Consider the following 13074-nt stretch of genomic DNA (forward strand, 5'->3'; position numbering starts at 1 on the left):
GGAGTAAGCATGTATTCCAGCCAAATATCGGAACTCACTCAGCATCAGCTGATTGAACAGCATGGCGGCCTGGTTAAACGTATCGCTTATCATCTGGTGGCCCGCTTACCCCACACTGTTGAAGTAAATGATTTAATCCAGGCCGGCATGATTGGCCTGCTGGACGCTTCCCACCAGTATAAAGCCAGCCAGGGCGCCAGCTTCGAAACCTATGCGGGTATTCGTATCCGTGGTGCGATGCTTGATGAAATTCGGCGCAATGATTGGGCACCGCGTTCGGTACACCGCAAAGCTCGTGAAATTGCTGAAGTCATGCACCAGCTAGAACAGCAACTTGGCCGTTCACCAATGGATTTAGAGGTGGCTGATGCATTGGAAATGACACTTGATCAGTACCACCAGCAATTACAGGATGCATCAGGACACCAGGTATTCAGTCTGGATGATATGACGGATAATCAACTGACCGATGGTGACTCTTTCGGTAGTGATGATGTCGGCCCCGCTGAAATCACCGAGAATAACAATTTTGAACGCGCTCTTGCAGAAGCGATAGACGGTCTGCCCGAACGTGAGCGGCTATTAATGAGCCTATATTATAATGAAGAATTAAACTTAAAAGAAATTGGTGAAGTACTCGGCGTCAGTGAGTCACGTGTTAGTCAGATCCACACACAAACCGTGGTGAGATTGCGTAGTAAACTTCGCGATTGGATGCAGTAATTTTGGGAGGTATACCTTGGATAAAAATATGAAAATCCTTATTGTGGATGACTTTTCTACAATGCGACGGATTATCAAAAATCTATTACGTGATCTTGGCTTCAATAACACCATTGAAGCAGATGATGGTTTAACCGCCCTGCCCATATTAAACGCAGGTGGTATCGATTTCCTGGTAACCGACTGGAATATGCCCGGAATGCAAGGAATTGACTTGCTCAAAACTGTGCGAGCCGATCCCAAATTAGCGACTTTACCCGTGTTAATGGTTACTGCCGAAACAAAACGGGAACAAATCATTGAAGCTGCCCAGGCTGGCGTCAATGGTTATATTGTTAAACCCTTCACCGCTGCAACATTAAAAGAAAAAATCGAAAAAATATTCGAACGAATTAACGCACAATAATCCGCTGGAAAGGAATTTATGGAAGCTCTGAATAAAGCAGAACAACTAGAAGCCGCCCGGGCCCTTATTAATGCGATTGAGCAGGATGACGAAGATCGTATTAAAACTGAATTAATGGCACTCACCAATGCTCGCGAAAGTGCATTATTTCAGCAAATTGGCAAATTGACTCGTGAGCTGCACGAAGCATTAAATAATTTCAAAGTAGATGCCCGACTGGTCGATCTGACGCACAACGATATGCCGGATACCCGGGATCGTCTGAACTACGTTATTCAAACCACTGAAGAAGCGGCACACAAAACATTAGGTTATATCGATAAAACCCTGCCTTTGGCTAATGAATTGAAACAAACTGCCGCTAAGCTCAATGAAAGCTGGCAACGCTTTCGAAATCGGGAGATGTCAGCAACAGAATTCCGTGATTTGAGCCGGGAAATTGAAGCTTACTTACCTGTGGTGAATACGCATGCTGGGGAGATCCACAATAACTTATCTGAAATGACGCTGGCACAGGGCTTTCAGGACTTAACCGGACAAGTTTTACGCCAGGTCATTGGACTGGTCGAAGAAGTTGAAAACAATCTGGTAAAAAATCTGGTAAAACTGGTTAAGGTGGCAGGACAATCTCAGCAAAGTGGAGAAACGAAACAAGTCGATCCATTAAAAGCAGAAGGACCGCAGATAAATGCTAAAAATAAACCGAATGTGGTCAACAACCAGGATGATGTGGATGATTTGTTATCCAGTCTTGGTTTTTAGAAGGACAGGAGCATGGCCTTAGATACAGATGATGAAATTCTGCAGGATTTTCTGGTTGAGGCAGAAGAAATACTGGATGGCTTGAATGAGCAATTGGTTGCTCTGGAAACACAGCCACAGGATAAAGATTTACTTAACTCCATTTTTCGGGGCTTTCACACGATTAAAGGTGGCGCTGGATTTTTAAGTCTCGAAGCTATGGTAAACCTGTGTCATAAAGGCGAGGATGTATTTAACCTGCTGCGTCAGGGCGAACGCCTGGTTGATGCAGACATGATGGATACGTTTCTCAAAGTACTGGATATTCTTAACAGTATGTTTGCTGAGGTCAAAGCCGGCTCCTATCCAACGGCAGCTGATCCGATCATAATCGATCAACTGGCAGCTTATTTATCTGGTGAAGCGCCGCCTGCTGCTGCAGAACCAGAGCCTGAACCAGAAGTGAGCCCACCGTCTGCTGAAAACAATGTGGCCAGTGATGACATAACGGATGACGAATTTGAGGCACTACTGGACCAATTGCATGGAAATGCAGCTCCGGGCATTACCCCACCTGAAGATCCGCCTAAAGCTGAACCAGCCAAATCCCCTGGTGATGATGAAATCTCAGAAGAAGAATTTGAAGCACTTCTGGATGAATTACAGGGAAAGAAACCAGCGCCTAAAACCACGCCTCCGCCCGCAGTAAAACCTGCTGCCGAAGCCGCTAAACCTGTCAGTCCCGCAGAACCTGAATCTTCACCGAAAACTGCTGACGATGAGGATGTGGTAACAGCGGTAAAACCAGCAGCTGCTGCAGCTGCACCGCAAGCAGCGAAAGCTCCAGCAGAGACCAGTGTACGCGTCGATACGTCCCGACTGGACGACATCATGAATATGGTAGGCGAACTGGTTCTGGTGCGAAATCGTATTAATACGCTTGAAGCGGCCTTTGAAAATGAGGAAATGGCCAAAGCCGTTAATAATCTGGCCGTAGTGACCGGTGACCTGCAAACCGCGGTCATGAAAACGCGAATGCAACCGATCAAAAAGGTATTCGGCCGCTTCCCTCGTGTGGTACGTGATTTGGCTCGCAGCCTGAAAAAAGACATCAATCTTGAATTACGCGGCGAAGAAACTGATTTGGATAAAAATTTGGTAGAAGCTCTGGCCGATCCGTTGGTGCATCTGGTTCGTAATGCAGTCGATCATGGTGTTGAAATGCCCGATGCCCGTGAAGCTGCAGGCAAACCGAAACAAGGACAAATCGTGCTCGCCGCTGCTCAGGAAGGTGACCATATTCTGTTGACTATTTCAGATGATGGTGCCGGAATGAACCCTGAAGTATTACGCCGCAAAGCCGTTGAAAAAGGCATGATGGATGAAGAAGCTGCCTCACGTCTGACCGAATCGGAATGTTTTGCATTGATATTTGCACCAGGCTTTTCGATGAAACAGGATATTTCTGATATCTCCGGTCGCGGTGTCGGTATGGACGTGGTCAAGACCAGTATCTCCAAACTCAATGGTGTCATTGATATTCAATCGGAAATAGGCAAAGGCACAACTCTTTCAATCAAAGTTCCATTAACTCTGGCGATCATGCCCACCTTGATGGTGATGCTCGGCAATCAAATATTTGCATTTCCTCTGGTCAGCGTGAATGAAATTTTTAATCTGGATCTGAATAAAACCAATACCGTTGATGGTCAACAAACAGTTATTGTAAGAAATAAAGCACTTCCATTATTTTATTTACGTAAATGGCTCAATAAAAATAATACTGCAGACCCTAAAGCAACGACAGAACACGTCGTTATTGTCAATGTCGGTACACGGAAAGTGGGGTTCGTTGTTGACCAGTTAATTGGACAGGAGGAAGTGGTTATTAAACCCCTTGGCGCCTTGCTACATGGCACCAAAGGCTTTGCAGGAGCGACCATAACGGGAGATGGACGTATTGCACTGATTCTTGATTTTCCAGAGTTAATGAATACCTACGCACATCGAAATTATTAAGGATATTTGTGACTGTTAAGGTACTGATTGTTGATGATTCAGCATTTTTCCGCCGGCGACTGACTGAAATTATTAATGCCGATCCACGGCTTGAAGTTATCGCCAGTGCCGCTGATGGAGTGGAAGCCGTCGAACTGGTATCTCGCTACAGACCCGATGTTATTACCATGGATTTGGAAATGCCTTTACTGGATGGCATTGGAGCAGTTAAAAAAATCATGCGCCGCCGTCCTACTCCAGTACTCATGCTTTCCACCTGGACCACGGATGGCGCCAAGGCCACACTAGAGGCATTAGATGCCGGGGCTATGGACTTTCTGCCAAAACGGTTTGAGGATCTGGCTCAGGACAAAGCCAGTGCTCGGCAAAAATTATGTGACCGTATTAATTTTCTAGCGACGCACTCAAATCCTGAAAAACATAAATCCATCATCAAAACATCAGCACCACCAGTAAGCGGAACACCACCTGAGAAGCAAAAAATTGAACTGGTGGTTATCGGCACATCAACCGGTGGTCCGGTGGCCTTGCAGAATGTACTGTCTCAACTACCAGCGGAATTTCCGTTTCCGATCCTTCTATTGCAACATATGCCTGCGACATTCACCCCCTCCTTTGCTGAACGGTTGAATTCACAGTGCCGGATCAAAATTAAAGAAGCTCAGCAAAATGATTCATTAAAACCGGGAGTAGCTTACCTTGCTCCAGGCGGACAACAATTACTGCTTAAAGGTCGTCGAGGACAGCTTTATCTGCAGGTTGAGGCTGGTGCCGAAAATGCCACATATCGCCCCTGTATTGATGTCACACTGGAATCAGTTGCTCAGATTTGCCCAGCACAGACCTTGACGGTAATCCTCACCGGTATGGGGGCTGATGGTTGTGATGGGGCAATAAAAATGCATCAGAAAGGCTCAACCGTGTGGGCTCAGGATCAACAGTCCAGTACCATATATGGTATGCCAATGGCCGTCGCCAAGGCAGGTGTAGCTGATAAAATTCTTAGCCTAGCTGAAATCGGCAAACTACTGACGGCACTTAAATAAGCTATGGATATCCTTAGCATTCTGGGTTTACTGATTGGGTTTGGTGCCATTATTGTCGGTCAGTATCTGGAAGGGGGCCATCTCGATACTATTCTTAATGCGGTGGCATTATTAATTGTATTAGGCGGTACACTGGGAGCCGTCATGCTACAGACGCCGATGAATACATTCCTGCGTGCATTGAAAATGACCGTGTGGATATTCAAGCCCCCCCAGCAATCGGCCAAACGTTTACTGGAAAAGATTCTTGACTGGAATCAAATCGCCCGGCGTGAGGGGTTACTTCGCCTTGAGGCCATAGCCATGGAAGAAACCGATATCTTTACCCAAAAAGGGCTGCAACTCATTGCGGATGGTGCTGAGCCGGAAATCATTCGTGAAATTCTGGAGACAGATCTCGATATCATGGAGAACAATGATCTGCAGGCCGCTAAAGTCTATGAAGCCATGGGAGGTTATTCACCCACCATCGGTATCATTGGTGCGGTGTTAGGGTTAATTCATGTCATGGGAAATCTGGCAGATCCTTCCTCACTTGGTTCAGGCATTGCCGTTGCTTTTGTTGCCACCATTTATGGTGTCGGGCTGGCTAACCTATTGTTTTTACCAATAGGGAACAAACTCAAGACGTTGGTGCAACGCCGTACACAATTACAAATGATGTTAATTGATGGCTTGATCAGTGTGGCTGATGGTGACAATCCACGCAATATCGAAAGCCGTCTGCAGGCATATCTGGGTTAATTCTATGGCTCGGAGAAAGCGTCATGAAGAACACGAAAACCATGAACGCTGGCTGGTTTCCTATGCTGACTTTATCACCCTGCTGTTTGCCTTTTTTGTGGTGATGTATTCCATTTCTTCAGTTAATGAAGGTAAATATAGGGTGTTATCAGAGACGCTGGAAAGCGTTTTCTCACAACCAACCCGCAGTGAGGACCCCATTCAGATTGGTGAAGTCAGCCGCGGACAAGGCGAACGAGTAGCTTCACCGGGTAAACCAGAACTTCCCGACTTTGAAATTGAATTACCGGAACTTCCCCAGGAACGACCACCAGTTTCCGAACAGAGCATACGAACGATTAATGATATTTCGCAGCAACTCAGCAGTGCACTGGCCGATTTGATTACCAACGAAGATGTCAGCATCAAACAAACTGAAGACTGGCTGGAGGTGGAAATCAATTCCAATTTTCTGTTTGCCAGCGGGGATGCGCGTTTGGCACGTGAAGCCGTGCCTGTGATTGGTCAGATTGCAGATGTACTTTCACCCGTTGCCAACCCTCTGCAGGTAGAGGGGTTTACTGATGATCAGCCGATCAATACGCCACGATTTCCGTCAAACTGGGAGTTGTCTGCAGCAAGGGCCGCCAGCGTTGTGAATTTACTGGATCGTTTTGGCATTGAGCCGGGGCGAATGTCAGCTATTGGTTATGGAGAGTTCAAACCGATAGCCGATAATGAAACGGAATTGGGCCGTCAAAAAAACCGTCGGGTTGTTCTGGTTATTCTGGGCAGCTCGGAAAGTCGGAGGACACTTGAAGTGTTTGATCAATTTAATCGCTCTGCGACAGAGCCAGAAAACTCAAGTAGTCCCATTACTGACACCTTGTCATCGCCGTTGATGGTGCCCGCCGATAATGGTGAAGCATCTCTATGACGGTCTGGGCGATTGCCAATCAGAAAGGTGGCGTAGGCAAGACCACTACGGTGGTGAGTCTGGCCAGCCATCTGGCGTTGAAGGGCCATTCGACGTTGCTGCTGGATATGGATCCACATGGATCATTAACAACCTATTTTGGTTTTGATCCGGACAATATCGAAAACAGTATCTACACCTTATTCCAACACGCAGAACAACAACCACTGAATGCCATATTCAAAACGCTGAAGAAAACCAGTCAGGAAAATATGTACATATTACCGGCTGCCACTGCGATGGCAACGTTGGATCGCCAACTGGGCATTCAAAGTGGCAAAGGTTTAGTGATACAAAAAACTCTACAGCAACTTAAAGACCGTTTTGAATATGTACTGATTGACTGCCCTCCAATGCTGGGGGTGTTGATGGTGAATGCACTGGCTGCATGTGATGAGCTGTTAATACCGGTCCAGACTGAATTTCTGGCCTTAAAAGGGCTAGAACGCATGTTGCACACTCTGCACTTGATCAACCATTCCCGTCAGCACAAATTGCCCTATTTGATTGTGCCGACCATGTATGATCGTCGTACTCGGGCTGGTACCCAGACATTACAAAAAATGCAAAAAGACTATGAAGATAATCTTTGGCAGGATGCGATTCCGATTGATACGCAATTTCGTGATGCCAGCAAATCAGGCATCCCCCTGCCTGCACTCAATCCTGAAAGTCGGGGCAGCATGGCATATGAACGTCTAATGAAAAAACTCACCAAACCCGCAGCAGTGGCAAAGTCAGATAAGAATGTCTAAGCCAACACAGATAAAAGAACCAAAACAGGCGTTAGCAGCTTATCTGCAGGAGCTATTGCTGGACAGTGAACCAGAAACACTTGAACAGGTAGCTGCTGAAATAGACCAGACACTTCCTGTTGCCGAAGCCGAAAGCTTCGCCAGCATCGAAAATTCGCCTGACAAACATATGCAGGCATTATTATTTGAGGTGGCCGGAATGCAGCTTGCATTGAGTCTGGATGAACTGGATGGCATTGAAAACTGGCCAGAGCATGGTTTATCGCAAATTCCCGGCCATCCAAGCTATGTTGTTGGTACCCTGAGCCGACCTCAACAACATACCCAAGTGATTGATTTGACAACATTGATCACCAATCAATCAAGTAATTCAGATAACAACCGATACATATTATTAATAGATAATAAACAATTGGGATTGGCCGTCTCTGCGATACGTCATGTGGTCAAGCTTGAGGGTGATAATGTGCGTTGGCGGCGTGAACCAGGTCAGAGACCCTGGCTGGCGGGTATGTTAATGTCTCCACTGAGTAGTATTATTTCGTTACCCGAACTGTTAAAAATACTACGATAACAAGTAAAATTGGCACAGACTGTGCTTTGATGAATATATAAAAATAGCGTCATAAAATTGGCATTAAACTTGGTCAATTTTTTGAATAAGGAAAAACCATGAGCGAGCAAGATAATCAGGCCGGAGATGATCCTATTCTGCAATGGGTTACCTACCATTTGGAACAGGAAGTCTATGGCATCAATGTGATGCAGGTTCAGGAAGTATTGCGCCCAACTGAAATAGCTCCAGTACCTGGAGCACCTGATTATGTGCTGGGCATCATCAATCTGCGCGGTAATGTGGTGACCGTCATTGATACTCGCAAACGGTTTGGTCTGCCTTCCCGCGAAGCTGACGAAGATTCGCGCATTATTATTGCCGAAGTCAGTGGTAACGTTATTGGCATGTTAGTCGACAGCGTCGCTGAAGTCGTTTATTTACATCAATCAGAAATTGACACTGCACCTAATGTCAGCAGTGACGATAGTTCGCGTTTTATTCAAGGCGTATGCAACCGCGATAAAACATTATTGATTCTGGTTGACGTCAATAAACTGCTGAACGATGACGAAATCGCTGATATCGCCAGTTTCTGATGTGACATGGCTGACGAAATTCATCCTGCTCAACCACTTGTTCCTACAACAAGAGTGGATGTTCCTGCAGATGAAAAACGCCGCCATAAACAGAACGAGCAGGACGATAATCATGCCGACGATAATGAAAAAGAAAATAAACAGCCAAAACGGCCACCAAAAACCGGCATTATTGATGAATATGTGTGATATCTCAGGAGATATATCATGATGTTATATGGCTTATACAGTTTAGTGGGATTGCTTGGGATTGTTCTACTTTTCACCAGCTACCGTTTCTATCGATTGAGCCGCTCCCAGGCCAGCCAAATCAGTACTCTGCAACAACAGTTATCTGCTTTATGCAGTGCTGCAGTAGGTTCGGATGAACGAATTGTTCGCTTTGAACAAACCCTGATGAAGATACGTGAGCAGCAAAACAGTATGGATTTGGGACAGCCTCAACAACAAAGTTATGAGCATGCCATTCGTCTGGCAAGAAAAGGGGTTGATATCAATCAGCTGATTGATAATTGCAACCTGAGTGAGGAAGAAGCGTTGTTGATTACCCGTTTGCATGGGGCGCAGCGTCAGTCCGTAACCGATTTACACTAAGGCTTGTTTATCTTTTTGTGGGTATGACTAAAGCTATGATTTATTAGGTAGCGCCCGTTGCGGCTTACCAATCAAATATCCCTGCACAAAGTCCACACCGAATTCCTGCAACATCTTCAGCGTTTCCCTGTCTTCAACAAACTCAGCTACCGTTTTTTTGCCGAGACTGTGTGAAATATCAATCATCGATTTCACCAATAATTGATCGACAGGATCATTATGTAAATTGGTGATAAACCCACCATCAATTTTCAATATATCTACCGGGAAATGTTTTAAATAGCTGTAAGAGTTGAAACCGGCACCAAAGTCATCCAGTGCGAAACGGCACCCCAAATGTCGCAGACGATCCACCATCTGTTTGGTTTGTTCAAAATTGGATATGGCTGACGTCTCAGTAATTTCAAACACCAGACGTGAAGGATCGGCACCGGTTTCCAGCAGTTTGCGTTCCACCAGAGGATATAAATTCTGATCGAGGAAAATATTGCCCGATAAATTAACTGCCAATGCTGTATCACTTGGTATGTGTCTTAGCAATTCAAATGCATGATTGACCACCCATAAATCAATTTGGTGTATCAATCCCATTGCCTCAGCGACTGGAATAAAATCCTGCGGATAGTACAGTTTATCCCCCTGCCCCCGCATGCGGATTAAACACTCATAATGGTTGATTTTTTTTTCTTTGAGCGAGTAAATAGGTTGGAATTCAAGAATAAAATTCTCTTGTTTTAATGCAGCACGAATTCTGGGTGCCCACTCAACACTATGTCTTAACACATACATTTCGCGATCAGAAGGACTGTAGACATGAACACGATTCCGTCCACGTTTTTTGGCGGTATAACAGGCCTGATTAGCATGAGAAAGAATTTCACCTACCGTCGATGCATCCGCTTCGGAAATACATTTAACACCGATACTGGCAGATAAATGATATTGATGATCATGGAACGTAAAACTGTAGCCATCAAACAAATCTCGTAAACCTTCTGCGCGGGCCACAGCAGTTTCTGGATCGATAGTGTCGACTAATACCGCAAATTCATCAGAACCTATTCGGACAAGCGTGTCGCGAACTTTAAAAAAGCCCCGCAACGAATTCGCAACCTGTACCAATAAACTATCACCGGCCTCATGCCCCTCAGCATCATTGAGGACTTTAAAACTATCCAGATCAATATAAAAAACAGCACTACTGGTATGAAAATTTCTAACCTGCGTTAAGGTGATTTCAAGTGCTTGCTCCAAGCGTCGCCGATTCGCCAGCCCTGTCAAATCATCATGATTTACCGAAAATTGTAGTCGGGCTTCCATCACTCTTAATTGAGCATTTTCATCTTCAATCTGTTGTTGGCGGAGATAGTAATGATCGCGTTCGCGCTTGGAAGCCAGCGCTGTCATTACTGCAGGCGGCAATGACTCAGCAGTAAGCGGGCGATATAAAAGCGAAGTCACCCCATGTCCCAAATCAGTCAATAACTGGTTATGGTTCCACTGGGATTTTTCGGTTAGGGCGATAACCGGAATGCGCCGCCATTCATCAAACTGATCCAGTTTCAGTCGCAGTTCACGAGCATTACATTCACCCAAACGACAATCCAGAATAATTAAATCAATATCACATTGGTCATCATTGATGTTATTGCGCAGTACTTGCATCAGCTTTTCTGAACCATTGGCACTGGTGATGTTAGTAAAGCCACTAAGTGACAACATGGTTTGCAGAAAAGCCAGATCAGAAACGCGTGTCCCGCTAACCAGAATTCGTGCCGCCAGTAAATCATTAACTTCCGCAGCAGATACTGGCGCCGTCAGGCTCTGCTCGGATGTCTTTGACACCTGTGACTCAATTGTTAGCAGTTTATTCATCTGTTCTGTATGCGGTTACTTTTGACCGGTTTTGGAGATACATGCCGATGAAAATAGCGGTTTTATATTTTAAAATCAATACTTAATCTGATTTTTATAATGCGATTTATAAAGTAATAACAAAATTAAAGCGTTTGTCACCTCCATAATAATGGTTCGATAGAGATGATTGAAAAAGGAATTTAATCTTTTTCTTTGGGAAACTTTCCTGAAACAATATAGGCATAGGCAATCACTTCAGCGATTACCCGATATAAAGCTTCGGGTATCGCTTCACCCAGCTGCATATCTTTAAGCATGTCCGCTAACGCTGCATCTTCACGAAGCGGAATATTGTGCTGTTTGGCAATGCGGATAATTTCAGCGGCAATATCGCCTTCACCGCTGGCGGTCACTGTCGGTGCATTATCACCATCATAATGCAATGCAATTGCTCGTAGTGGCTGCGATTGCTGTTTCATACCGAAATATCCAGTAATGCATCTGAGTTGGCTGTCTGCGTCAGCGGCGTTAACCATTTCACCGGGGCACAGTGACAACTTAATTGCTGCACCTGTAGATCAAGTGCCGCTAATTTTTCACGTAATAAATCGATATTTTCCTCCAGCAAGGCTACCGCAATGGGATCTTCTGCCGTTAATGCCACACTGACGACACTTGATTGCAAGCCTATCGATGCCCGAAGTTTACCAAGGTTTTGCGTTTCCAGATTCAGTGTGACCTGCCATTGTTCTTCATCTTGCTGGTTCTGCTTGCCCCCCTGCTGAAACTGTAACTGCATCCACTGTAACTGTTGTTTGTCCCGTAGTGGCAAATCCATTAACCAGACCTGCTGTTGGGTTGGGCTATCCGCCTCCCTTACCATGTTCAGTTGGTTCATCTGCACTCTGGCAAGCGCGGTTTCCACTTCACGCAATAACACCTGCAATCTGGCCAACTCGGTAACACCAGCCTGAAATTGGGCATTCTGAGCAATTTGTTGAACAGGTGTATTTGCAGAACTCATCGGTTGATTTGTTGTGACAGTCCCGCCAACTGAACCTTGTCCGGCCAAAAGTGTGGTCAGCAGCTGCGCTGGCGTCTGCCCGCCAGCCAGTAAAGCATTGGTAATATGTGATGGCAGTTGCTGTAAAGCCGCCGGCTGATTGAGCAGATTTATCAGTGCGGTACGAATCTCAGGCGGAAGATTCTGAGCATTGATTTGACCATTTGCTGTCTGCCGGATCTGCCCTTCCAGCGCTGCAGCCAGTTTCAGCAAATTGGCTTTAAAGTCTCCAGTTAAACTCGGATTGGGTTGCAGTAACTGTCGTTCCAGAAATACGCCAGACTGTTGAATGGCCTGCTGTAAATTTGCAGGTTGCTGGACGGTCTGTAATTCCCGGATATTTTGCCAAAGTTGGCTCACAGCATTTTGCACCGGCACCATGTTTTTCAATTCAGGTAACGCATTAATAACATTCTGTAGTTGCGGTGGCTGAGCTAAAACCATTGGCATTAACCGACGTTGTTGGGAAACCATGGTTTCTGAAGAAGTCTGATTGGGAGTTTGTAACGCCACACTCAATGGCGAGTTACTCAGAATCTGCACTAAAAGCTGCTGACCGGGTTTAAAGCTGGAACTTAGTCTGCTGATATCCAATTCCAGGGGAACAGATAACTTTCCGGTTTGCTGCAGCGCCAGCAAGATGGATTGCTGGGGCAGCAACTTAACGACCTCAGCCAACAGTGTTTGCCCCGGTCGCAGATCGGTTGGTATGGGAGGGACGGCTGCCACCGAAATCAGTTTAAGCGCCGCTTTATCACCGCTATCAGACCGCTGTAGCTCGATAGTCTGACCACGTTGCAAATCCACACCAGCCTGAATGGTGACGATTTTTCCTGCCAGCTGGATATCGACATTTTCACCTGCTTTACCGGCTGAGACCACCACCGCTTGCGCAACCTGGCCGGGGGAAAGTGGCAGTGTGCGACTTGCAGTTTCCGTAACAGTGACCTGAGCAGCCTGTGAGGTCTGAGGTATTTGCATGAATTCACCCAGCATTAAACACAATGCTAGTATAGCAA

Annotated in this window: 15 protein-coding genes; 12 read left to right on the top strand and 3 right to left on the bottom strand. The window is 45.8% G+C overall.

Annotation, left to right across the window (positions count from 1 at the left end):
* Window positions 1-9 precede the first annotated feature (9 nt).
* The 12 genes from Q7A_RS13060 to Q7A_RS13115 all read left to right on the top strand — a co-directional run bounded on the left by Q7A_RS13060 (window position 10) and on the right by Q7A_RS13115 (window position 9135).
* Window positions 10-723, top strand: coding sequence for an RNA polymerase sigma factor FliA (locus Q7A_RS13060; RefSeq protein WP_014708083.1), 714 nt, complete (start codon window positions 10-12; stop codon window positions 721-723).
* 28 nt (window positions 724-751) lie between these two features.
* Window positions 752-1129: a chemotaxis response regulator CheY gene (gene cheY / locus Q7A_RS13065; RefSeq protein ID WP_014708084.1), complete on the top strand. Its 378-nt coding sequence runs from the start codon at window positions 752-754 to the stop codon at window positions 1127-1129.
* A gap of 18 nt (window positions 1130-1147) precedes the next feature.
* A complete protein-coding gene (locus tag Q7A_RS13070) occupies window positions 1148-1891 on the top strand; it encodes a protein phosphatase CheZ (RefSeq protein ID WP_014708085.1) in 744 nt (247 codons plus the stop codon).
* Window positions 1892-1903: 12 nt separating this feature from the next.
* The gene (locus Q7A_RS13075; protein ID WP_014708086.1) at window positions 1904-3889 is read left to right on the top strand and encodes a chemotaxis protein CheA; all 1986 of its coding nucleotides are present in this window, start codon (window positions 1904-1906) and stop codon (window positions 3887-3889) included.
* Between the two features lie 8 nt (window positions 3890-3897).
* Entirely contained in the window at window positions 3898-4935 is a 1038-nt protein-coding gene (locus tag Q7A_RS13080) for a protein-glutamate methylesterase/protein-glutamine glutaminase (protein ID WP_014708087.1), read from the top strand.
* A 3-nt stretch (window positions 4936-4938) separates the two neighbouring features.
* Complete coding sequence (locus Q7A_RS13085; protein WP_014708088.1) at window positions 4939-5679, top strand: flagellar motor protein; 741 nt, start codon at window positions 4939-4941, stop codon at window positions 5677-5679.
* 4 nt (window positions 5680-5683) lie between these two features.
* A complete protein-coding gene (gene motD, locus Q7A_RS13090) occupies window positions 5684-6595 on the top strand; it encodes a flagellar motor protein MotD (RefSeq protein ID WP_014708089.1) in 912 nt (303 codons plus the stop codon).
* Window positions 6592-7389 carry a ParA family protein gene (locus tag Q7A_RS13095; RefSeq protein ID WP_014708090.1) on the top strand — a complete coding sequence of 266 codons (798 nt, stop codon included), beginning with the start codon at window positions 6592-6594 and terminating at the stop codon, window positions 7387-7389. The genes motD and Q7A_RS13095 overlap by 4 nt, the downstream gene beginning before the upstream one ends.
* Window positions 7382-7963: a chemotaxis protein CheW gene (locus Q7A_RS13100; protein WP_014708091.1), complete on the top strand. Its 582-nt coding sequence runs from the start codon at window positions 7382-7384 to the stop codon at window positions 7961-7963. Before Q7A_RS13095 ends, Q7A_RS13100 begins: the two co-directional genes overlap by 8 nt.
* Window positions 7964-8061: 98 nt before the next feature.
* Window positions 8062-8541 (top strand): chemotaxis protein CheW, encoded by a 480-nt coding sequence (locus tag Q7A_RS13105; protein ID WP_014708092.1) that lies wholly within the window; start codon window positions 8062-8064, stop codon window positions 8539-8541.
* Window positions 8542-8547: 6 nt separating this feature from the next.
* Window positions 8548-8730, top strand: a complete 183-nt coding sequence (locus Q7A_RS13110) for a hypothetical protein (RefSeq protein WP_014708093.1) — start codon at window positions 8548-8550, stop codon at window positions 8728-8730.
* An 18-nt stretch (window positions 8731-8748) separates the two neighbouring features.
* Complete coding sequence (locus Q7A_RS13115) at window positions 8749-9135, top strand: DUF2802 domain-containing protein (protein ID WP_014708094.1); 387 nt, start codon at window positions 8749-8751, stop codon at window positions 9133-9135.
* Between the two features lie 33 nt (window positions 9136-9168).
* On the opposite strand, the gene Q7A_RS13120 is transcribed toward Q7A_RS13115, so the two are convergent.
* The 3 genes from Q7A_RS13120 to fliK all read right to left on the bottom strand — a co-directional run bounded on the left by Q7A_RS13120 (window position 9169) and on the right by fliK (window position 13036).
* Entirely contained in the window at window positions 9169-10980 is a 1812-nt protein-coding gene (locus tag Q7A_RS13120; protein ID WP_238595918.1) for a putative bifunctional diguanylate cyclase/phosphodiesterase, read from the bottom strand.
* Window positions 10981-11192: 212 nt separating this feature from the next.
* Window positions 11193-11471: an EscU/YscU/HrcU family type III secretion system export apparatus switch protein gene (locus Q7A_RS13125; protein WP_014708095.1), complete on the bottom strand. Its 279-nt coding sequence runs from the start codon at window positions 11469-11471 to the stop codon at window positions 11193-11195.
* Window positions 11468-13036 (bottom strand): flagellar hook-length control protein FliK, encoded by a 1569-nt coding sequence (gene fliK / locus Q7A_RS13130; RefSeq protein WP_169712032.1) that lies wholly within the window; start codon window positions 13034-13036, stop codon window positions 11468-11470. Before fliK ends, Q7A_RS13125 begins: the two co-directional genes overlap by 4 nt.
* Between the last annotated feature and the right edge of the window lie 38 nt (window positions 13037-13074).

It is taken from the genome of Methylophaga nitratireducenticrescens (genome assembly GCF_000260985.4).
Lineage (GTDB): Bacteria > Pseudomonadota > Gammaproteobacteria > Nitrosococcales > Methylophagaceae > Methylophaga > Methylophaga nitratireducenticrescens.